The 23,079-nt window shown below is 42.0% G+C and carries 18 protein-coding genes; 10 read left to right on the forward strand and 8 right to left on the reverse strand.

The annotated features are described in order from the left end of the window. Nucleotides 1-5 precede the first annotated feature (5 nt). From ACU6U9_RS10395 to ACU6U9_RS10410, 4 genes are all read left to right on the forward strand, one after another. Complete coding sequence (locus ACU6U9_RS10395) at nt 6-2,645, forward strand: ATP-binding protein (protein ID WP_446734945.1); 2,640 nt, start codon at nt 6-8, stop codon at nt 2,643-2,645. 345 nt (nt 2,646-2,990) lie between these two features. Then, the gene (locus ACU6U9_RS10400) at nt 2,991-3,827 is read left to right on the forward strand and encodes a formate/nitrite transporter family protein (RefSeq protein ID WP_446734946.1); all 837 of its coding nucleotides are present in this window, start codon (nt 2,991-2,993) and stop codon (nt 3,825-3,827) included. A gap of 70 nt (nt 3,828-3,897) precedes the next feature. Then, nucleotides 3,898-4,341 carry a cyanase gene (gene cynS / locus ACU6U9_RS10405; protein ID WP_446734947.1) on the forward strand — a complete coding sequence of 148 codons (444 nt, stop codon included), beginning with the start codon at nt 3,898-3,900 and terminating at the stop codon, nt 4,339-4,341. A gap of 54 nt (nt 4,342-4,395) precedes the next feature. After that, complete coding sequence (locus tag ACU6U9_RS10410) at nt 4,396-6,126, forward strand: protein kinase domain-containing protein (RefSeq protein ID WP_446734948.1); 1,731 nt, start codon at nt 4,396-4,398, stop codon at nt 6,124-6,126. Here ACU6U9_RS10410 and ACU6U9_RS10415 read toward each other — a convergent pair. Genes ACU6U9_RS10415 through ACU6U9_RS10425 form a run of 3 tightly spaced genes read right to left on the reverse strand, consistent with a single transcriptional unit; the run spans nt 6,121 to nt 10,717 of the window. Next, nucleotides 6,121-6,456: a hypothetical protein gene (locus ACU6U9_RS10415; protein ID WP_446734949.1), complete on the reverse strand. Its 336-nt coding sequence runs from the start codon at nt 6,454-6,456 to the stop codon at nt 6,121-6,123. The genes ACU6U9_RS10410 and ACU6U9_RS10415 overlap by 6 nt on opposite strands. A 4-nt stretch (nt 6,457-6,460) precedes the next feature. Beyond that, nucleotides 6,461-9,574, reverse strand: a complete 3,114-nt coding sequence (locus tag ACU6U9_RS10420; RefSeq protein ID WP_446734950.1) for an efflux RND transporter permease subunit — start codon at nt 9,572-9,574, stop codon at nt 6,461-6,463. Between the two features lie 6 nt (nt 9,575-9,580). Beyond that, nucleotides 9,581-10,717 carry an efflux RND transporter periplasmic adaptor subunit gene (locus ACU6U9_RS10425; RefSeq protein WP_446734951.1) on the reverse strand — a complete coding sequence of 379 codons (1,137 nt, stop codon included), beginning with the start codon at nt 10,715-10,717 and terminating at the stop codon, nt 9,581-9,583. Nucleotides 10,718-10,902: 185 nt separating this feature from the next. On the opposite strand from ACU6U9_RS10425, the gene ACU6U9_RS10430 reads away from it, so the two are divergent. Next, a complete protein-coding gene (locus ACU6U9_RS10430) occupies nt 10,903-11,469 on the forward strand; it encodes a TetR/AcrR family transcriptional regulator (protein WP_446734952.1) in 567 nt (188 codons plus the stop codon). Between the two features lie 18 nt (nt 11,470-11,487). On the opposite strand, the gene ACU6U9_RS10435 is transcribed toward ACU6U9_RS10430, so the two are convergent. Beyond that, on the reverse strand, nt 11,488-13,842 hold the full coding sequence (locus ACU6U9_RS10435; protein ID WP_446734953.1) for a winged helix-turn-helix domain-containing protein: 2,355 nt from the start codon (nt 13,840-13,842) through the stop codon (nt 11,488-11,490). Nucleotides 13,843-14,093: 251 nt separating this feature from the next. Here ACU6U9_RS10435 and ACU6U9_RS10440 point away from each other — a divergent pair, with 251 nt between their 5' ends. The 3 genes from ACU6U9_RS10440 to ACU6U9_RS10450 all read left to right on the forward strand — a co-directional run bounded on the left by ACU6U9_RS10440 (nt 14,094) and on the right by ACU6U9_RS10450 (nt 16,452). Further along, complete coding sequence (locus ACU6U9_RS10440; RefSeq protein ID WP_446734954.1) at nt 14,094-14,786, forward strand: cytochrome c biogenesis protein CcdA; 693 nt, start codon at nt 14,094-14,096, stop codon at nt 14,784-14,786. 39 nt (nt 14,787-14,825) lie between these two features. Then, nucleotides 14,826-15,374 carry a TlpA family protein disulfide reductase gene (locus ACU6U9_RS10445; protein ID WP_446734955.1) on the forward strand — a complete coding sequence of 183 codons (549 nt, stop codon included), beginning with the start codon at nt 14,826-14,828 and terminating at the stop codon, nt 15,372-15,374. Nucleotides 15,375-15,444: 70 nt separating this feature from the next. Further along, complete coding sequence (locus ACU6U9_RS10450; protein WP_446734956.1) at nt 15,445-16,452, forward strand: peroxiredoxin family protein; 1,008 nt, start codon at nt 15,445-15,447, stop codon at nt 16,450-16,452. An 80-nt stretch (nt 16,453-16,532) separates the two neighbouring features. Here ACU6U9_RS10450 and ACU6U9_RS10455 read toward each other — a convergent pair whose 3' ends face one another. After that, complete coding sequence (locus tag ACU6U9_RS10455) at nt 16,533-17,414, reverse strand: LysR family transcriptional regulator (RefSeq protein ID WP_446734957.1); 882 nt, start codon at nt 17,412-17,414, stop codon at nt 16,533-16,535. Between the two features lie 130 nt (nt 17,415-17,544). Here ACU6U9_RS10455 and ACU6U9_RS10460 point away from each other — a divergent pair, with 130 nt between their 5' ends. Further along, the gene (locus ACU6U9_RS10460) at nt 17,545-18,216 is read left to right on the forward strand and encodes a type 1 glutamine amidotransferase domain-containing protein (RefSeq protein ID WP_446734958.1); all 672 of its coding nucleotides are present in this window, start codon (nt 17,545-17,547) and stop codon (nt 18,214-18,216) included. 226 nt (nt 18,217-18,442) lie between these two features. Here the strand turns inward: ACU6U9_RS10460 and ACU6U9_RS10465 are convergent, their stop codons facing one another. From ACU6U9_RS10465 to puuE, 3 genes are all read right to left on the reverse strand, one after another. Next, on the reverse strand, nt 18,443-19,789 hold the full coding sequence (locus tag ACU6U9_RS10465) for an IS1182 family transposase (protein ID WP_446734535.1): 1,347 nt from the start codon (nt 19,787-19,789) through the stop codon (nt 18,443-18,445). A gap of 104 nt (nt 19,790-19,893) precedes the next feature. Beyond that, a complete protein-coding gene (locus ACU6U9_RS10470; RefSeq protein ID WP_446734959.1) occupies nt 19,894-20,715 on the reverse strand; it encodes a metal-dependent hydrolase in 822 nt (273 codons plus the stop codon). Nucleotides 20,716-20,794: 79 nt separating this feature from the next. Beyond that, the gene (puuE, locus tag ACU6U9_RS10475; protein ID WP_446734960.1) at nt 20,795-21,694 is read right to left on the reverse strand and encodes an allantoinase PuuE; all 900 of its coding nucleotides are present in this window, start codon (nt 21,692-21,694) and stop codon (nt 20,795-20,797) included. A 320-nt stretch (nt 21,695-22,014) separates the two neighbouring features. Here puuE and trpD point away from each other — a divergent pair, with 320 nt between their 5' ends. Next, entirely contained in the window at nt 22,015-23,052 is a 1,038-nt protein-coding gene (gene trpD, locus ACU6U9_RS10480; protein WP_446734961.1) for an anthranilate phosphoribosyltransferase, read from the forward strand. Nucleotides 23,053-23,079 lie beyond the last annotated feature (27 nt).

A 23,079-nucleotide genomic window follows, 5' to 3' on the forward strand; every position in this document is an offset into this window, starting at 1 on the left:
AGTTGATGCAAATACGTTCGCTGCATACACAAGTCAATATTGTTTTGCTTTTTTTAACGATTACATTATTGATAAAAGTTTTTTCTGCACATTACAGTTTTTCAACTCTTATTAAAAACCAAGTTGTTTTATCTCAATCACACCATAATGTAGGAGTGATATACGAGCTTGAGCGTGATGTCATTGATCTGCAGCGCAACCTTCTTATATACAAAGAAACAGGCAGTGATAGTTCGATACATCGGTTTCATACGGTGATTGAAAATGTGAATGATCGTATTAATGATTTATCAGGTGATGTGGGGAGCGATGATTCTTTTTTAGTTGGAAAAGAAATTTTCTCCCGTATGGTGTCACACATTCAAGATTATGAAGATAATTTCACCTCTGTTATTACCGCTAAAGCCCAGCAGCAAGCCTCTATTGAACTAATAGAGAATAGAATTAAAAATTTAGAGAACAATATAAATAATAACCAGTCATTATCCGTAATGATGCAGAATTATGTTTTTGAACTTAGCCAAAACATGAATAGTTACTTACAAAGTTTAGACCCAGAAGAAATTAGTAAGTTTAATCGTGTTATTCATGAATTTACTAATAAGCTAGATGCGGTTAAAAATGAAAATAAAATTGATACTTTGAACGTAATAAAAAAAGAATTTAGGCGTCTAATTCAATTGAATAGAGGCTATTTGTATTTGGTTAACGTGGTTATGGCCGGATCAGCAAACGAGTTTTTATTTTTAACTAAAAAGATAAGAGAAAACGCCATTATAAAGCAAAATGAAATGGAGAGGTTAGCGGATATATCGTCGCGCAATGCACAGTTTGTAAACGGTGTTGTTAGTAGTCTATTTATGTTGATTATATTATCCATTACTTGGTTTTTGTCGAGAAGAATTCTATTGCCAATTAAAAACATTACAGATGTTTTTAATGTTTTATCTCGAGGTGATGATATTAGTGTCATTCCTAATACAAATGCCAAAAATGAAATTGGCAATCTAGCAAGAGCAGCCGAGGTATTTCATCAAAATAATAGATTAACACAAAAATTACTGGTTGAGTCTCAAGATATGATCGCCAATCAAGAGGTGTTAAACATTCAATTAGAAGAAGAAAAGAAAAAAGCAGAAATGGCCGCCGAATCAAAAAGCATGTTTCTAGCTAATATGAGTCACGAGATACGCACGCCAATGAACGGCATTGTTGGGCTGGTTGACCTGGTATTAAAAACAGATTTGACTAGTAAACAAAGACGATATTTAGACCGCATTGCCTATTCGGGCCAAATTATGATGAACGTCATAAATGATATTTTAGATTTCTCTAAAATTGAAGCGGGCAAGATGGAAATAGAATCAGTCGAGTTTGATGTCAATAGTGTTATTGAAAATGTCATTTCTTCAATGTTAGTTAGGGTAAAAGACAAATCATTAGATTTTAAAGTTTGGGTCACGCCAATTGTACCAAAAATACTAAAGGGCGATCCGCTCAGAATAAGTCAGGTGTTGCTCAACTTGTGCAGTAACTCTATTAAGTTTACCGATCAAGGCGGCAGCATTGCCATTAAGTTTGATTATATCGACAACATGTTTTGTTTTAGTGTTCATGACACCGGTATTGGCATGAGTCCGCAGCAAGTAGAATCCATTTTTGAATCTTTTACACAAGCGGACGGGTCAATTAGTCGTAAGTATGGTGGAACAGGGTTGGGTCTTACCATTGTTGAGCAACTTGTTAAGTTGATGGGCGGTGTTATTAAGGTTGAGTCAGATGTAGGCGTAGGAACCAGTGTGTTCGTACGTATAAGTTGTGAGTCACTCAATACTGCACCTGTACTGGCGCCATTAGAACAAACGTCACCAGTAGTGCATTATGTTGGTCGTAATGGCAAGCCTTCAGCGCTTAAGTATGTATTAGAAGACCTTAATGTGACATTAGAAGACTTGAGTCAATTTCGAGGGGATTCTAATTTTATTTGTGCCTTACCAGAGCATAAGCTCATCATATTTGAAGGAATGCAAGCATTAGATACGTTGACGATTACACGCTGTATAGATGCAAACACAAAGTTATTTTGTATACTAAATTCAAATGAAAGCGCTGAAAAAGAAAAACTCAAAGAATTAGATCAAGTTGAAATATTGCAGCACCCTTTTTCACCAAAGCAGTATCAAATATTCTTTAAACGTATACTGGGATTAAAAGTCAAAGACTCTAAAACTCAGGTTAATGTGGCTAAAACTAAGTGTGTAATATCTGGCCATGTTTTATTAGTTGAAGATAATGCAATAAACCAAATCGTTGCTGGTGATATGTTAGAAAGCTTAGGGGTGACGTTTGATCTAGCTGAAGATGGCATACAAGCCGTCGAGGCTATTAAGAGCAAAGACTATGATTTAGTGTTTATGGATGTACAAATGCCAAAAATGGATGGCTATACCGCCACTAAAACTGTCAGGGCATGTGGTATTGATAACGTCATCATATGTGGGTTATCAGCAAATGCGTTAAAAGAAGACCTTGAGCGTGCGCAAGAATCAGGGATGAATGACTACCTTACTAAACCTTTGAAACAAGATAGCTTAAGACTCATGCTCGAAAAATACCTTTCAAGTACACCACCTGCCGTGATGTGATTATGTTTAATCTAATGGATTGATTTATATTGATTTTTCGTAATCTCAGTTTTTCATTTATACCTTCCCATCTTAATGCCTAAGTTGCATCTATATTGGTGCACCCTTGATGTTTTTAGTTACTCGTCCTTTATGCAATGCGCACTGATTTAATGCCTGCTTGATTTTACTTGAACTTAAATGAATCATTTTTTCTTGTTATTAAATCCAATACCGTATTAACCCCCTCTATTACCTCGCTTTTTTAAAAAATGTAAGACTGGAATGCTTGTTGCAAAACCCTAGTTAGATTCGAGTGACGTTCGCTTGTTATTATAAAACTGAGTTAATCTCTAGGAGAGACCTATGTCCTATTTAATGCCTTCCGAGTTTGTCACCAAAATGGTGGACGCAGGCGAGTCGAAAGTCTTTATGTCGACCCGTGATACTTTAATAAGGGGCTTTATGGCTGGCGCTATATTAGCCTTGGCCGCAGTATTTGCGATTACGATTGCAGTGCAAACAGGTTCATTTTTGCTGGGGGCCATTTTATTTCCCGTTGGTTTTTGTATGCTTTACCTAATGGGTTTTGACCTGTTAACAGGGGTTTTTGTGTTAGCACCATTAGCGCTTTTAGATAAACGACCAGGTGTGACTGTAAAGGGTGTTTTACGTAACTGGGGCTTGGTTTTTGTAGGTAACTTTGCTGGCGCATTAACCGTTGCTTTTATGATGGCCTTTATTTTTACATATGGTTTTAATGTTGATGCAGGTGCCATTGGCGCTAAGATTGCGGGCATCGGTGAAGCGCGTACTCTTGGGTATGCTGAGTATGGTGTTGCAGGTTGGTTCACTATTTTTATTCGTGGCATGTTGTGCAACTGGATGGTGTCGTTAGGTGTTGTTGGCGCGATGATTTCAACAAACGTATCTGGCAAAGTGATCGCCATGTGGATGCCTATTTTCTTATTCTTTTACATGGGCTTTGAACACTCAGTTGTTAACATGTTTTTATTCCCATTCGGGATCATTATGGGAGGTGAATTTTCGGTTAGTGATTACTTAATTTGGAACGAAATCCCAACTGCACTTGGTAACTTAGTTGGTGGTTTAGCATTCACAGGTTTAACCCTTTATACCACGCATGTACGTACGGGTGCTAAGCGTGCGCCTGTGGTGAGAGGTACAGAACAAGCCGCTTAATAGTTAAATAAAGTTGACCGTCTTTTATAGAAAGACGGTTTTCATTTAATGCTTAAATAAGGACAATGTGATGACGCGCGATGAAGTAACCGAATTGATTGTTTTACAAAAACAGCGCAAAGAATTGACATGGCCAGAATTAGCGGATGCAATTGGCCAAAGTAAAGAATGGGCAACGGCTGCATTGTTAGGACAAATGACATTAACTAAGCAACAAGCAGGTACCGTCGGCGAAATGTTAGCGTTACCAGAAGACGCTGTGCTGCAATTACAGGTGGTTCCATATAAAGGCTCATTACCAACAGCGGTGCCGACGGATCCTCTTATCTACCGTTTTTACGAATTAATTAATGTGTATGGCTCAACCTTTAAAGCGCTGATTCATGAAGAATTTGGTGATGGAATTATGAGTGCAATTGACTTTAATATGGACTTGCAACGTGAAGCTGACCCTAAAGGGGATCGAGTATCGATCACCATGAGTGGCAAATTTTTACCGTACAAATCTTATTAATAATAAAAATAAATATGCCAGTGCTCATTGCTGGCATTGTTAAAGTGAGCACCTATGCCTAAGCGTTTATCTATATCGTTTGGCCAGTTTAGTGATAAAGGCGTTAAGCCCATTAATCAGGATTTTCATGGCGTTTCTACGCCGTCAGATTCATTATTAAGCACAAAAGGTATTGCCATTGCGTTAGCGGATGGCATTAGCAGCTCTCAAGTGAGCCAAGAAGCCAGTGCGGCATCTGTGCATGCCTTGATGGAAGATTATTATTGCACCTCTCAGGCGTGGTCCGTAAAAACCAGTGTGCATAAAGTGTTGAATGCCACTAACTCTTGGCTACATGGGCAGACTCGGCGTAGTCAATATCGCAGCGACTTTAATAAAGGATATGTGTGCACACTGAGCGCGATTATATTAAAATCTACGACGGCTCATATTTTTCATGTGGGTGATTGTCGTGTTTATCGACTGCGTGATAATGAGTTAGAGCAATTGACGCAAGATCATCGGGTGCGTATTTCTGAGCATGAAGATTACCTAAGTCGAGCCATGGGCTTTCATCCATATTTAGAGATGGATTACACCTGTGTACCACTTAAAAATAGTGATGTATTTCTATTAATGACAGACGGGGTTTATGAACATATATCGGGTGCATTCATGCAATCGACAGTGCGTGAATATGCTCAAACATTAGATCAAGCGGCACAAATATTTGTACAGCAAGCAATCAAACATGGCAGTACCGATAATTTAACGGCACAAATTATTTGTATCGATGAATTACCGTTACAAAGTGAAATTGAATTATTTGAACAACTAACACAATTGCCTTTTTCACCCCCATTAGATGTCGGTGCAACGATTGACAATTGGCATATTATTCGATCACTTTATGTGAGCAGTCGTAGCCATGTCTATTTAGCCGAAAATTGTTATGACCCATCTGAGCAGGTGGTGGTAAAAATTCCATCCGTTGAACAACAAAAAGACACGGCCTACCTTGATCGTTTTTTAATGGAAGACTGGATTGCTCAGCGCTTAAATAATCCTCATGTCGTAAAGTCACCAGAACAAGAAAAAAAGAGCTTCATTTATAGTGTTATGGAATATGTACCAGGGCGAACCCTGACACAATGGATGCGTGATAATCCTAAACCCGATTTAGAGTCGGTTAGAGTTATTGTCGAGCAAATCGCAAAAGGGCTACAAGCATTTCATCGTTTAGAAATGCTACATCAAGATTGCAGACCAGAAAATATCCTGATCGATGCCTATGGACAAGTAAAATTGATCGATTTTGGTTCGGCAAAAGTAGCGGGTATCTTAGAAATAAATAGCCCTTTGATTCGAAGCCAAAGCTTAGGCACTGCGCAATTTATGGCGCCTGAATATTTTATGGGTGAGGGTGGCCGTAATGCTTCGGATATATTTTCATTGGGCGTCATTACCTACCATATGCTAAAAGGCGAGTTACCGTATGGCGCTGAAGTTGCTCGTTGTAAAAGTCGTTATGCGCAATTGAAACTTAAATATAAAAGTGTTCTGGATGATAAGCGTGATTTACCTGCTTGGCTGGATTCGGTACTCAAAAAAGCCACTCATATTCAGCCTCATTTACGTTATCAAGAGCTGTCAGAGTTCATTTATGATTTACGCCATCCGACAGATAAAATGCTAAACCAAGCAAAAGGGCCACTACTGGAACGTAACCCAATTGCATTTTGGCAAAGTGTATCGGCGGTATTGTTTGTATTGGTTATTGTGTTGTTTTATCGACTCAATTTATAAGCAGCCCTTATTTAGATACGCCTTTCTTGTTTCATCACCCCCATACACAATCAGTAATAAATAGATAATGGCGGATATATATTGAATATGTCCCGTTACCGCCAATATAAAATTAACCAATGCACCCAGCGTAAACATTGCCCACAGTGGTAAATGTACTTTTCGATTGGCTAAAACAGCCACAAGCAAAAACGGTACGCCGGTGAGCAGGCCAAGATAATGACCATTGATGATTTCACGGATAGACATAATGCTAATGCTAATGCCAATAAACCAGCCCCATTCAGGGGGCTCTCTAAATACAGCTTCTTTTAATGCAGATTCATTCATTCTTTTAACCTTGGTTTTCACTTGCGTTGTCTAAAATCGAGTGGTTTTTGTTGGTTTTATAACGTCCGAATTTTAATAAAACCGGAATCAATATTAGTGTAATCGGTGTCGCAAATAGTTCGCCAAATACTAATGAGACAGCCGCTGGCTTTAAGTATTGTGCTTGTTCGGACGTTTCTAATAATAGTGGGATAAGGCCACAGACGGTGGTAACTGTTGTTAGGAATATAGCCTTGAGTCGACTTCTGCCTGCTTCAATTAAGGCATCGGTGACATTCATGCCGCTGTCGTGCAGTTGATTAAACCGCGTCATTAAAACGAGTGAATCATTAATCACCACGCCCGTCATAGCCATCAAACCAAACATCGATAACAAACTAAACGATAAGTCCATTAAGCCATGGCCTAAAATAGCCCCGGCAAAGCCAAAAGGAATCACTGACATAATAATGAAAGGTTGCCAGTAAGATTTAAGTGGCACCGCCAGCAATACATAAATAAGTAATAAGGTGAGTAACATGGCTTTTTTAAAGCCAGTTTGTACTTCATCTATTTCTTCAAATTCACCGGCTGCTTTTATCTCAACGTCTGGGTACAACTTTTGAAGCTTGATAACAGATGATGTTTGTAATTTTTCCCAAGTGACTTTTGGTGACGCCACGGTGCGGTTTTGTCGCCAAAAAACACTGACTACTTCATTGCGGTTTCTGCGATGCAATACTTCGGGTTCACGGGTGTATTCGAATTCACTGATTTCCCCCAAGGTCACATAACTGTCATTGCCCAAATGCACCGGGGTGGATTTTAATTGCGAAATACTTGTGCGTTCATTTTCAGAAAAACGTAACAATACCAGGGTTTCTTCGCCTTCATCTAATAAGCGATGTATCTCAATGGCGCCAAATGCACCGCCCATTAAGGTGGCTAATTGACGTTGATTGATACCCAGTTGTCTGCCCCTTTGATTTAAGGTTGCGGTTAATTGTCGCTTACCCCCTTGGCTATCATCAAATACATTATTGACACCTTCGAGTTTGGCTAGATCGGTTTTTAATAATCCGGCAACGTGGCGTGCTAAATCTCGATTGGGCGCGGATATTGTGATGGCTGTGCCACCGGCGATCGGCTCAGATAATGTGTAGTTAGTGGAGTAGCTGCCTTCAATGTCGCCAGTATGTTGTTTCCACACTTGCAGGAAACGTTCGCTGGGAATGTGAGCCAATGCTTCTTGGCTAAGCTCCGCTGTGATATCAATTTTTTCAGAAGATGGCATCGCCACGATGTACTTTTCAATTGGTGCGTATTCTAGGTCAAACTCTTGCTTTAACTGTTTGCTTGCTTGGCTTAATGCCGACTCTAGTTGATGCGTATTACGTTGCGTGAGTGCAAGCGCGGCGTTTTCATCCATAGTGATATTCAAGCTGGCATAGCGTCCGGGTATTTCAGGAAAAAATACCGTTGGGATCGAGCCTTTCATTAGCAGACCATACGAGAAAATGACAAAACATAAAAATAGAATAAGGGATGCGCCTTTGTGATGAAGCGCAATTTTTAATAAAGGTTGATAGCATTTATGGCTGAAGCTATTTAAAGCGCTATCACATCCGCCTCTTGCTTTTAATAACCATCGTGAAAATACATTATTGTATTGACGACTCGACGAATGGGCTAAATGGCTGGGTAATATGAACTTACTTTCAATTAATGAGAAAAATAGCGCAAAAATAACCACCGCCGAAAATCCCGCGAGTATTTTTGCCAACTCATTTTCAATCCATAACATCGGAGAAAACGCCGCAATGGTGGTGAGCACGCCAAAGACGGTCGCAATGGTCACGGATTCAACGCCTTTCCACGCGGCTTCTTTGGGGTCTTTAATTTCTTGGCGCGCCTGATGAATGCTTTCCCCCACGACCACGGCATCATCCACTAAAATACCTAATACTAAGATCATGCCGAATAATGTGATGTCGTTAATGCTGTAGTCAAAAGCCGGTAAGCCCATCAGAGTGACGGCACCTGCGATAGAGATGGGTATGCCCATGGCCACCCAAAATGCTAATTTCACTTCAAGAAACAGGCCCAGCAAAATCAGTACGATTAATAAGCCTTGCCATGCGTTTGTGCCCATTAAATTCAGCTGGTCTTTAATATAGGGCGTCATGTCAGCCATGATATCGACCTTCATTTCTTCAGGCAGAGTAGGCTGCACTTTAGCAATCACCTCTTTAATGGAATTACTGACGTCAAATAAATTGTCCTTCTTACTAGTGGTCACTAATAAGGCGATGGCCTGCTTATCTTGAAAACGAACAATACTGTCGTTGTCTTCGTATTGTCGGTTGATTTCGGCAATCGCTCCGAGTGTGACCGTACTTTGCGCGGTGGCAATGATGGGTAAGTTTTTTAACTCTTGTAAATTATCGGCGTACTCACTGCCCCGTAATGTAATTCTGCCACTTGCGGTTTTTAATTCACCGCTGCGGTAATCCAGAGACCATTGATGAATACGATGTTCAAGGTCATCGACACTTAATTGATAACGCTTTAATAAATCTAAGTCAGGTTCAATGAGTAATAATTGTCGGCGTTTACCGGTATTACTGACTTGTGAAATATTAGGGTGTTTTTTTAACTCACGCTCTAATCGAGTCGCTACTTGTTGCAGTACCGCTTGATCTTCACCACCGTAAACAATCACATAAGCGGCAAGGTTACCGAATTCGCTACGGACAATTTTAGGGCGCTGGGCTTGCTCAGGAAAACCAATGATGCCATCCACTTTATTTCGCACATCTTCGATTAAGCGTTCTAGTTCGACACCGCTTCGTTTTTCAACGGTTATGCTGGCATAGCTGCGGTACGAATCACTTTTGATTGATTTTATGCCCGCAACGCCACTGATCGCTTCTTCAATACGTTGGGTAATGCCTTGATCTACTTGTTTGGGTGTCGCACCGGGATAGGTTACCGAAATTTCCAGTTGTGTTGGGGCTATTTGTGGGAAGCTTTCGATTCTAATTTGATTAAAGGTCAATACCCCTGAAATCAAGATAAAAGCCATTAGTAAGTTAGCGGCGACTGGGTTATCTAAAAACCAGCGTGATAAAAATTTCATATCAGACTACTCGTGGTTTTTATTTAAAGGATGATGAGTTTGCACCAATGCCGTTGCTATTTGACCTTGCAGCATGGAACTCAATGGAAATAAAACCAGTTGACGAGATTGGTCTGGCTGATTTTTATATCGATAAAGTAGATAGTCGGCTTTCTCTTCTAATAGCTCAATGTCTTCAAGCTGTAATTTACCTTCGGTCAGGCTCCAAACTTTGCCGTCTTCGGTGATGACAGACGCAGGTGCTTTTATGACATTAACTAATGCAGGGCCAGAAAACGTAACTTGCACTTGTTGGTCAGGTAATAATGGCGTGTCAGCTTGATAAGGATTAAGCACCTCAACCACAATACTGCGTTGACGCGTGGTTTGATCCATGATTGGATTTAGGTAACGTATTTTGCCAGACCAAGTATTGTCATCGGGTGTGCGTACAGAAACCGCGCCGCCTTCTTGTAGCGTCAGCCGACGCCATTGCTGTGCTGAGAGCTCAACTTTAATATCGACGGCAATACTGGCGGCTATTTGATATTGCAGCTCACCCGTATTCAGCCATTGGCCAGGAGAAAGATGATCGCTGAGAATGACCGCATCAAATGGCGCAAGGGTTTGGCTGTCTTTTAATTGTTGTTGGGCTAAATCTTGTGCCGCTTTTGCGGCTAAGTATTCGCTATTAGCGGCATGTAAATGGGGTTCGAAGCGGCCAAAAGCCGACTGGGCTTTGCCGGATTTAGACGCTACATATTGTTCATTCTTAATTCGAGCGATTTCTAATTGAGTATTGGCAACCCGGGCTTGGGCAGAAGCAAGATCGGCTTTATAAATATGGTTTTGTTGGCGAACTAAGACACTGCCTTTGGTAATTAATTCTCCCGGTTGCAACTGGGTATTAATAAACTCGACGCGCCCTGAAACAATGGCATTTAAATTGGTCGGCCAGCGTGCCATGGTAATTCCGGAGGCGTGCTCAGTGATATCGCCTGCTTGTGGACTAACATTTATGACAGATACCTCAACGGGTGATGGTTCAAGTTGCTTGGCACCGGGTGCTTGGGTGCTGTCGTCGCTAAGCCATAGTAAAACCATGACAAGCAGCCCTAGTGGAATAAGAATACTTAGATACTGTTTGAGCTTGAGGCCTTTCATTTCGTGGCTCCGATTAGGCTTTGCAAGATATGAGACATCTGTGTATCATATCTTTTGATTGATTATCGTGCAAGTAAGCTGTGGCTCCTTTATTGAAATGGCTAAAAGCGCAGGCGTGCAAAAGGGCCTTATTAAAATCATAGCTTACGGATAAACTAGCGGCTTAAAATAGATTCGGGAAGTGTATGAACCAAAGTACTGATGCGAGAATTCAGCGCTCTTCAACGGCTATTGTTCAAACCGCTATGGCTGTGTTAAGTCAAAACCCGGATGCCGCGTTTAAAGATATAGCGCAGCAGGCTGGTGTAGGCAGGGCAACACTGTATCGACTTTTTGATAGTAAAGAGCATTTAATCGAAGCGATTGTGGATCAGTGCTTAACGACATTTGATGCAAAAACCGAGCATATAGAAACCCAAGCGCGTTCTGTAAGAAACGCCATAGAATTATTATTTGCGGCTATTTTGCCGCTGCATCAAGAATTACAGTTTTTAATGAATGTAAATGAATCAAGTATAAAAAGCCCTGAGTTACAGCAACGTATTCAGGTCCAACAAGATGAAATGGTACAGCTAATTGATAGCGGCAAAAGCGAAGGCTGTGTGGCAAAGCACTTACCGACTTTATGGGTCGTAAACTTAATCGATGGCCTTTTGTATTCTGCGTGGTCTATGCAAAAAGATCATGGTTATACCGATGAGCAGTTAGTAGAGCTATGTGTCGCAACATTATTTAATGGTATTAACACTTAATACCATTAATTTCAGACTTTATGGTAACCAGTCAGACTCGCAATAAACCAAGTGTGCTTTAGGTTCACTGAGAAGTTTAGACAATATCCCTTTCTGTGAATTCTGATAATCAACCAAGCGTTTTTCATCCTGTTTCTGCCACATGTTGGGGTATTGTTTTTTAAACAGGTTAAGCGTTTCTATTGCTTCAGGAAATTGTTTCGTTTCATAGTAAGCGCGGGCTAAAAAACTGGCTTGTAAGCGAGTCGTTATTTTATCACTGCGCATAGCAATGACAGCGGAATAATTTTCACGTTCTAAGTGAATACGCATAATCGAGTAGCTAGCATAACCAAAACTGGTTTCCATATTAATTTCTTTGTAGATCCTTTTTGCTTCATTTAATACGTTTAACGCTTGATCGTAGTTTTCTAAATCAGAGTGTGCCCATCCCAAAAATGTTAACGCAGTAGCACGAAAGCAAGGTGCAGGTTCGCTTAAAATAAAGTTATTTAACAAGTTAATGGCTTGTTGCAGTTTTATGGGATCAGTGGGGTGGCCTTTTAACGCTGTTTGGTCCAGTCCTTGGTCAAGTATGGCAAAAGCAATATAGAAATCGCTGTTAGTCAATAAATATTTAGAACCTAATTCAACTGCAATATTTTTTGCTTCATTGAAGTAAGTGAAAGCTTTCTCACCGTTACGTAATTGCAGTTGATAAAAGCCTGCATAGATTAATGCTTGTGCCAGTTCGAATGGTTGTTGCAGTTGTCTATACAGTGTGAGTGCTTGGTTTAAGGCGAGTTCACGACTGGCTAAATCAATGGTGTAGTTTTGTGCGATGGCCAATTGGCTGGCCGCAATCATGGGTTGATTGTTAAGCTGCTGATAAAAATTCAGTGCTTTTTGCAGTCTTGCTTGATTGATTAATAAATCATTTTTAGGATTCTTTTCTAGGCCTTCGTTACTTGGGTTACCAAGATAAAACAGTTTGTCGGCTTCTATTGTAAGGTCACTATTTGAAGAAAATAATTGATTAGCTTTTTTCGTCCAAACGCTGTGCTTATCCCACTCCATTGCTTCCCATGCAATGTTAGCTTGAAGCCTGTAGTTTTGTGCCATTTGATTTGGTACAAACGCTTGCTCAGCTTTCATCGTTGCTTGATTGACGATGGATTGAAGTTGTTCGTCCCCACGCCGATACGCCATTTCAGCTAACCAATAAGCAATAAACGCATCAAGACTGATGTCGTCTTGTCGCTGCTGTAGCGTTATTTGACTGAATTGGTTTTCGGCTTCGCTCCATTTACCTAAGGCATAAAGGCTGCGAGCTAACCAAGCTCGCGTCCAAGCGCTATTATTTTGAATAGTGAGAGAAGCTTGAAAGTATTTGTGGGCTTTTATAGGGCCTTCTTCTTGAAGTGCGTGCATGCCTTGGGCTAATGCCTGTGCGGCAATGGGGTCATCTTGGGGGGATTTAATATCACGCTTTTGTCCTGGCCTTAATAAATACAACAGCTGCTGGCTAATAGCGTGTGCATTTGCAGGTAGCGATGGGTAACTAATGCTGCCTTGTTGGGTGCGACCGTCGGCGTGAATCAGTTTGAAGTCAAACACTTGTTGGTCATTGTGCAGACGCACACTGGCAAATAATGCGGCATCGAAATTTTGGTCACGTAATAAGCTGCGGATATGGACGGGTAACGTTGGCCAATTAAGTTCTGAATTGAGTAGCAGTGTATTGGCCAATGCTGGTGGCGTGACTTCTAATTGCGAATCGTTGAACGGTTTACTGCGTTGTAAATCAATGGCGAGCATGTCAGATAGCCCATGTTCGAGCCAATCCATGCTGGGATCATTGGTCGCATTAATAAAAGGCAATACCAGCAGCGATTTGGTTGTTGGGTTTGTCGCTTCAATATCGTTGTTCAAGCTGTTGAATATTAGCCCGCTAGCCAGACTGATGAATAGTATTAATGCAAACAAGGGTCGGGCAAAGCGACCGCGGTGCTGTTTTGGCTGCTCTTGCTGTTCCGCCGGTAGGTTATCAGAGGGCTCATCTTGTGGGGCGTCCATTAAAGGAGCTTCATCTAATGGGCATATCCATTGATACCCTCGCTGTGGAAACGTCTTTATATAGCTGGGCGATTTAGCATTATCGTCAAGGGCTAAACGCAGTTCACGGATGCTTTGAGTTAATGAGTTTTCGCGGTAATCACCATGGTGCCATAGCTTTTCTAACAGCTCTTCTTTGCTAACGATTCTGTCTTGATGCTCGATCAAATATTGCAGTAGCCCTGCTACTTTATGACGCAGGGCTTGCTCTGGTTTCTCTTCGTGGCTGAGCATGCCGCTTTGGCTATCGAAAGAATACTGCTCGAACTGAAAGGGCATGTGTAGGGCTATCCGTGATTTATGAACGCAGTGATTTTACGTCTTGTAAGCACGTTAGAGCAAGTTGAATGTTTTGAGTGATATTTTATAAGTTATTGATTTATAAGGAAAAATAAAAATATCATTTTTGTTTTATATGGATTTAATGTCCATTTCATATGGATATCACCGCGTTTTGATAACCCCGTTTAAAAACCTGCGTATAACTCAATCATCAATAACTCAACACGACTACCCAGTAGGTGATGATGATGGAATCTTTTATACAGGCGTCTCTTTTTGAGCAGCAGTTTTCACCTTGGGCGATAGCGGCTGTTTTTGCCGCCGGCCTTCTTACCAGTTTAACACCGTGTGTTTATCCAATGCTGCCGATCACCGTTTCGGTTGTTGGTAGTCAAGCTAAGGGGCGAATGCAGAGCATTTTATATTCTTTGTTGTATGTCTTTGGCTTGGCTTTGGTTTATGCGCTATTGGGTATTATGGCGGCCAGTAGTGGTGTGTTGTTTGGCACGGTTGCCTCACACCCGATTACGTTAATGATTGTGGCTGTGTTCTGTTTGTTTATGGCCGTTTGGATGTTGGGTTGGGTACGTTTACCCATGGGCTTAATGGCACCTAGCTTTTTGAATTCAGAACAGAAGTCTAAATCAGCACCGATTAATGTGTTCTTAGCAGGGGCGCTTTCCGGGTTGGTGATGGCGCCTTGTACATCTCCGGTATTAGGTATGTTGCTGATGTATGTGGCCGGAGAAGGTGACCGACTTTGGGCTGCTCTACTGATGTTTGTTTTTGCTTTCGGAATGAGTGCGTTACTGATTGTGGCTGGCAGCTTCAGTGGCGCATTGGCTTTGCTTCCCCGTTCTGGCCCTTGGCTTAATTCTATTAAATGGATATTCGCAATCTTGATGGCTGGTGCTGCCGTTTATTTGTTGCTTCAAATCTAATGTTTTCAACTTTTATTTTAACCAAAGAGGAATCTCATCATGAGACTATTTAAACAATCACTGCGTTTTACGGTTTCGGCTTTATTACTGAGTACCGCCATACAGGCAAGTGGAGCGCCATTAGCGGTCGGCGATAAAACCCCTGATTTTGAAGTGACTACTTTGACAGGTAAAACGTTCAAGCTATCCGATTATGAAGGGCATAAACCTGTTTATTTGAAGTTTTGGGCGACTTGGTGCAACTACTGCAAAGTGGAGATGCCACACCTGCAGTCAATTTATAACCAATACGGCGATGATATTGAAGTATTAGCGGTGAATGTCGGTATTAATGATTCGGTAGAAAATATCGAGCAGTTTTTTAATCAAGAAGGATTCAATTTACCCGTGGTGATTGATCAAAAAGGAGATCTTGTGAGTGGTTATGGGATTGTTGGTACACCGCATCATGTTTTGATTGATAAAGACGGACAGATTACTTATCGCACTTTCTTAGCAACGGATACCCTGGATAGCAAAATTGAAAGCTGGGTAGAAGATAGCCAAGCAAAAGAGACACGTACAAGTGGGCGCCCTTTGTGGCGCTAAGCAAAGGCTATCGATTAAAGAACTGTCGTTAAAATCTGTACTAAATATTGAGATTGAAAAGAGGTTTACAATGAAAAAAATTAACAAAAGCATAATCGCGGGTTATGCCTCATCACTTTTACTCTTGCTAGGCGCATCGTTTTCTACACAAGCCGTTGAGCAAGAAAAAATTGAACTGGATCATTTACAAACCTTTGATGGCCAGTCGATAATATTAGAGAAAGGTAAACTGACGCATCTCATCTTTCAGGAAATTTGGAGGAGTTATAACGGTCAAGGTGAAGAAGCTCTCGTAGCGGCTTTGCCAAAAGCATTTATTGATCGCAGTCAGAAAGTTTGGGTGCAACCGGGTATTAATGTGACTGACGCTCAGTTAATTGAATTTCAAGGTTATTTTCCTCAGGTAGCCCCTTTGGTTCTTGATAATGGTTTTAGTTTATTACGCTCAATCGGTGATTGGGATTTACCTTTGCATGTCATCCTTAAGGATGGAAAAAAGTTATTCTCAGGAAATGGTGATGAGCTAAAGGCCTTATCAGGCAAGTACTTCTCTTCGTCAGACACGATTAGCAATTGGTTGAATTCTAATGCAAAAGTTAATGAAAAGATCATGGTAAAAGAAGATAAGAATAAGCCGGTTAAATTTACGACGGCAGAAGCGGCTAAGTTGCGTTATCACAAACCAGAAGAAGGTGATAAAGCACCGTTATTTACGGCAGAAACCATGGCTGGTAATACCATTAGCTTAATGGGATTGGCTTATAATAAACCGGTCAGTTTGGTTTTTGTTGATTCACTTTGTCCGATGCCACAATTTCCTGATTGCGAAACGAAGCTCGCCACTTTAAATAACTTAGTTGCAAACGATGCCTCACGAGAATGGATTGGTGTTGTGAGCAGTTATTATGTGAGTGATGAAATTGCCCAGCAGTTTCGTGATAAATTTCAATTAAAAATGCCGTTGATATTTGATATCGATAATCAAATCTATCAGTCTTATGGGGTGCATGCTTCACCTTATCAAATTGATATTAATCGTGATGGCACCATACGTTCTCGGGGGGCTAACATTCACTAGGCACTAGGTGATAATCCATAATAAATCCCGCATTCTTAATAAGGAATGTGGGTTTTGTTGTGTGTTTGAAATACGACTAATTATTCTTGCCAATCTTTAAAGTGTTCGAGTAAAAATTCGATAGCTAATCGAGCTCGTAGAGGTAAAAAGCGACGGTTTTGATACACAATCCAACTGCTGGCGCCTGCGCTCCAATAGTTTTGCAGTACCGGTGTGAGAATACCTAACTCGATTGACTGCAAAAAGCTGCTCTTAGGCATGTAAGCAATGCCTAAATTTTGCTCGCACGCTTTTACCACCGCATGGGCATTATTACTGCGCCAGCGGCCATGCACCTTTAAATTTAAATCTTTGCCGCCTTCGTTAAAACGCCAATGATCATTGTTGGATATTAAGCAGCTGTGTTGCTTTAAATCTTTAGGGTGAATAGGCGTGCCGTTTTGTTGTAAGTACTTGGGGCTGGCTGCGGCCATCATGGGGCGGTCTAATAGTTTACGCGCCACTAAGCCAGAGTCTTGCAGCTGGCCATAACGAATCGAGAAGTCGATGCCGTCCTCGACAAAGTTGACCATGCGGCTATTGAAATCCATGTCGATTGACAATTCAGGGTGTAATTTAGCAAACGTCATTAAAACCGGCGCTACAAACTGCTCTGCAAACGCTCCCGCCGCGCTAACACGTAATGTACCGCTGAGCTGTAATTGCTCATGGCTTACTTGCTCATTGGCTTGTTGTAATCCGTTTACCAAGTCTTTGCATTGCTGATAATACAGTTGCCCACTTTCCGTTAGGCTGACGGATCGTGTGGTTCGAGCCAGCAAAGCACTGCCTAATCTGTCCTCAAGGCGTGAGACTTGGCGGCTCACATGGCTGGTGCTGACCCCTAATTGCTTGGCCGCGGCTGAAAATCCTTGGCTTTCTGCCACGGCGACAAACTCAACAATACCTTCAAAACTGTCCACAAAGCCTCCTATTATTGCTAAATGGCAATAGTAATTTGCCATTTTAGCGGATTATCAGTTCAAATGAATGTAATTATGATGTGTGCATAGATTGAGACCAAACATTAACGATTCAAATATTGGAGCAAACATGAAAAAAGTACTTATCTTCGTAACCAACCATGCAACCCTAGGCGATACGAATGAAGCTAACGGCACATTCGCCCCTGAGCTGACACATGCATTGCATGTGATTTTAGAAGCGGGTTTGGATTACGACCTAGTGTCTATTAAAGGCGGTAAAGCACCTCTTTATGGCACTGACATTGAAGACGATGCTGTCAATGCAGAGATTCTTGCCAATGAAGCATTCCAAAACCGTATTAACAACACGATCCCTGCGTCACAAATTAATGGTGATGATTACGATGCCGTGTTCTACCCTGGTGGCTTTGGTTTACTATCGGATTTAGCGACCAACGAAGAAGTGGCAAAAATCAGCGCTAAGCATTATGAAGATGGCGGTGTGATCGCAGCGGTATGTCACGGCCCAGCAGGCTTGTTGCCAATTACACTCAGTAATGGCGAGAAGTTGATTGCCGATAAAGCGGTAACGGGTTTTACCCGTGAAGAAGAAGTGGATTATGCGACGATTGATAAAATCCCATTCTTACTAGAAGAGTCACTAGCGCGTACCGCTAAGCAGTACAACAAAGTACAACCTTGGGGTGAATTTGTGGTTGAAGACAACCGAGTGATCACCGGCCAAAACCCATCAAGTGCACACGCGGTTGGCGTTGCACTTGTTAAGCACCTAGCGTAATTGCATTGCTTAGCTCAAAATAAAAACGCCCTCTTATGAGGGCGTCAGACTGCTGATAAACCCCAGTGTTTTCACTGGGGTTTATTCATTTCAGGGCAATTTAAGCGCCTCCTTGCTCAATTTATTCTCACCTCATATATCTCAATTTAATATTCCACCCACACTTATCGAGCTTTAGTTTGGCCTGATAAGGCTTTTCTGACAGGCATTTTTAATGCAAAGCGCTTTACGCTGCCATTAATGCGATCTTTTTCATATTTTGCGCAGCGGCCGTCATTAAGCACTGCATTTGCACTTTGTGTTTGCCTCGAAATTGCGCGTAGCGATAGCCGTGTAATTGTTTGGCATCTGCAAAACTTCTTTCCACCGTTTCCTTTCGCCTTGCGTAAAGTAGTTTGCCTTTGTCTGTTAAGCGGTGTTCGTTGATTCTATCCTTGCTGCCTTCCCAAACATGCCGCGTGATCACTTTTGTGTGATTTTGACTGTTGGTACAGCGCGTTAAGTCTGGGCAGTGTTGGCATGCGTTTGCGTCGCTATGATATTGGCGATAGCCTTCTCGAGTGGTGGTGCGATAAAAAACATTCTGTCCTTGTGGGCAGGTGTAGAGATCTTGTGTTTCATCGTAAACGTATTGGTTTTTGTAGAAATACCCTTTTTTATGCGTGGGTCGTCTGTAGCCCATGACACCATAAAGGTTTCTATCTTCGATGCCTTTGCATAACGCTGCGGTAAAATACCCAGCATCCAAACCCACATGCTGAAGATTAAATCCAAAACGTTGCACCTGTCTGTCGAGTCTTGCTAGATACGGGACACTGTCGTGAACATTACCCGCCGTGACGTGTACGTCGGTAATGATGTTGCAGCGTGCATCAACTGTGCGATGGTCTAAATAGAAAAACCCCTTTGGCTTGTTATCACGCACCATGTAGCCACTGTCTTTGTCTGTGGTGCTTTGTTTGATGTCTCTCGATTTATTGGGCGTCTCTGACCGCGACGCCAAGGGCTTTTTTCCGTGATCTAGCCTGTCTTGCTCAACCGCTTTATCCAGCTCATCCATATACGCTTGGCGTTCAGCTTGTGCTTGCACTTTAATGTGCTTGTTTTTATTGGCGTTGGCTTTCAAATGAGTAGAGTCGGTATAAAGGGTGGTTCCGCCCACCAGCTTCTTCTTCATGGCTTGCAGCACGATTTCATCAAAAATCTGCTGATAGACATCGGATTCTTTAAACCGTCGAATACGGTTTTGGCTTAAGGTGGAGGCATCGGGAATCTTGTCGGTTAACCCAAGACCTAAAAACCACCGATAGGCCACGTTAACCTGAACCTCGCGGATTAATTGGCGCTCGCTGCGCACGCCAAATAAATAGCCGATGAATAATAATTTGAACATCAAAGTGGGATCTAACGCCGGTCGGCCGTTATTGGGGCTATAAAAGTCTTTGACTAAATCGTGAATAAAACTGAAATCCACTTTCTGCTCAATCTTGCGCAGAAGATGGTCATTAGGCACAAGCTCGTCAATGGAAACGAACTCAAGTTGCGACTGTGTTTGGGGGCGGTCATTTAGCATGGCCCTATTATAAAAAATCCTCACCTAAAAAGGCGAGGACTTTGTCAGCAGTCTGACGCCCTCTTATGAGGGCGTTTTTGTATCTAGTATTTAGAGTTTTTGGATTATGGGTGACGCTGATTAAATGCATTTTCAGCGGCTTTGTATAATGCGACATCATTTTTATTCCATACATCATGATTGTGTTTACAATATTTAAAGATGCCTTTTAAAAATAATCGACTTGTACGCATAGTGAATGAAATATAGCCAAGCCAGTTTTTCGGCTTCAATAATGTTTTGTCTTTTATTAACAAGTAAAGCTGTACAATAAAAATAGAAAACATGGTAATTGGTAACCACAGTAAAAATAAGCTGAGAATAATGCGCCCGTTATTCTTATGTTGGCTTTTATAAATCGTATAACAAACCGATTGATGCTCTAACTCTTCTAAGCAATGCCATAATAAAAAATCAATGGCTGAGTTGATTTTTTCTGCTTTATCCCCAAGCCAATAACGTTGATGGGTTAATACATCTTTGCTGATTGCGGCGGTAAAATGCTCAAAAGCAACCGGTATGACTAACTCAAATGAGGACGAGCTTATTTTTTGAATGAACTTCATGAAGCCTGCCTGCAAGTGAATAACAAATGTTAATTCAGGGTGAAACTTTAATATGGCAAGATTAGCACGGCGATGCATTGCAGCGTGCTGGCCCTCTTGTTTAATGAGATCAGAAATTAATAATCGAATACTCGGGTCGTGAAGTTTTGTAAGTTGTTTACGCATAATCTCAATGACTATGCGTTCTGAAGTTGGAATAAATAATGATAGTGCATGCATGAATTGCGTTTTGATAGAATCGCTTAGCCAGATAGGCTCGACCTTGTCGAAGGTAAAGTTCACGCGTCGATGAATCAGCGGTATGGTGTGCAATGGGTGCATAATGCTTCAATATTTTTATTATTGTAAAAGTGTATCAAGCTTAATAGAAAAAGGCCCATCATCAGGGCCTTTAATCGACTTAAGCAGGGTGGTTCGCCACCCAATGCTTAGCAATGTCTTCGCGTGTACACACCCATGCATCATCATGCTGTATGACATAATCTAAAAAACGCGCAAGCGATGCTGCACGACCAGGGCGACCCACCAAGCGGCAATGCAAACCAATGCTCATCATTTTTGGTGTATCACAACCTTCTGCGTACAGTACATCAAAGCTGTCTTTTAAGTAGGTGAAAAATTGATCGCCGCTGTTAAAGCCTTGTGGTGAGGCAAAACGCATGTCGTTGGCATCCAATGTGTAGGGCACGACTAAATGAGGCTTTTCAAATTCGTGCAACCAATACGGCAAGTCGTCGGCGTAGGAATCGGCATCGTAAAGCAGCTTGCCGGTTTCAACCACTAAGCGGCGAGTGTTTGGGCTCATGCGGCCCGTGTACCAACCTGCTGGCAGTTTGCCAGTGACTTTTTGGTGAATATCTAATGCTTGCTCGATGTGTTCTTTTTCGAGTTCTTCGGGTACATATTGATAATCAATCCAACGCAAGCCGTGACTGGCGATTTCCCAATCGGCTTTGAGCATGGCGTCAACCACCTCTGGGTTGCGTTGCAATGCCATGGCCACACCAAATACGGTCACTGGCAAATTACGTTCGGTGAACATACGGTGCAAACGCCAAAACCCTGCACGTGAGCCATATTCATAGATGGATTCCATGTTCATGTGGCGCACGCCTTGTAAGGCTTGGGCACCGACAATTTCCGATAAAAACGCTTCACTAGCATCATCACCATGAAGAACGCAGTTTTCACCGCCTTCTTCGTAATTGATAACAAACTGTACTGCAATCTTTGCCTTATTCGGCCATTCGGTTTTAGTGGGGTGAGGGCCGTAGCCGCTCATGTCCCTTGGGTAACTCATAGTGGCACCTTAATTTTAGTCTTAATGATGGGCCCTAAATTAAATAAAGCTGACTACTTGGTCAATATAAATCGGTGCGCAGTCAACGCACCTCCTTGATTAAAGCCCATATGACTCCCCCTGAACAGGGTCAAGCTTGGAGCGCTGGTGCGAGGCTGGTATAGTGAGCCCACTTTTTCACCTGTGTATTGGGAAATGACCATGGGTACTTCGCACCATTTAATATTGTTCACTTTGTTATGCCGTTCGTGGCGATGGCGCTAGGGGCTTGCCCCGTATTTCTGCTCTTTATTTTCCCAAATTAATACTAAGGATTCTCCATGGATATGAAACAAGCTTTAAACACAGTGGTATCACGCCAAAATCTAACCGAAGAGCAAATGATGGCTGTGATGAAAACCATCATGACCGGCGAAGCAAGCGATGCACAAATTGGCGGCTTTTTAGTGGCTCTGCGCATGAAAGGCGAAACCATTGATGAAATTACTGGCGCTGCACGCGTAATGCGTGAACTGGCCACGCCTGTTTTGATTAACGACGAACATCTCGTTGATACCTGTGGCACTGGCGGCGATGGCGCCAATATTTTTAATGTTTCCACTGCCGCCGCATTTGTTGTGGCAGCAGCGGGCGGTAAAGTGGCTAAACACGGTAATCGCAGTGTGTCATCCACCACTGGCAGTGCCGATGTACTTGAAGCGGCAGGTGTTAATTTAAACTTAACGGCTGATCAAGTGACCCGTGCTATTAATGAAATAGGTGTGGGTTTTATGTTTGCCCCAGCCCACCACGGCGCCATGAAACACGCCATCGGCCCGCGTAAAGAACTCGCCATGCGCACCATATTTAACATGCTTGGCCCGATTACGAACCCGGCCAATGTACCTAATCAAGTGCTGGGCGTGTTTAACGGTGACTTATGTAAGCCACTCGCAGAAGTATTAGGCCGACTGGGTTCAAACCATGTATTAGTCGTGCACGCAAAAGACGGCTTAGATGAAATCAGTTTGGCGTCTGCCACACGTGTGGCCGAATTAAAAGACGGCACAGTAATCGAATACGAAATCACACCAGAAGATTTTGGCATGCAAAGCCAAAGCCTAATTGGTTTATCGGTTGAAAGCGCTGAGCAAAGTTTGGCATTGATTAAAGATGCATTAGGCAAACGTGAAACCGAAGCAGGCGTTAAAGCCGCTGATTTAATTGCCTTAAATGCAGGTGCTGCAATTTATGCTGCCAACTTAGCTAGCTCGTTAGCCGAAGGTGTTTCCATGGCAGAAGATGCGGTTTCCACAGGCTTAGCGCTTGAAAAACTAAATGAATTGGCAGCGTTTTCGCGCGTATTGTTAGACGCTTAATTGCCCGTATTTAAAAGTGAAGTAACC

The sequence above is a fragment of the Pseudomonas sp. HK3 genome (assembly GCF_052920985.1).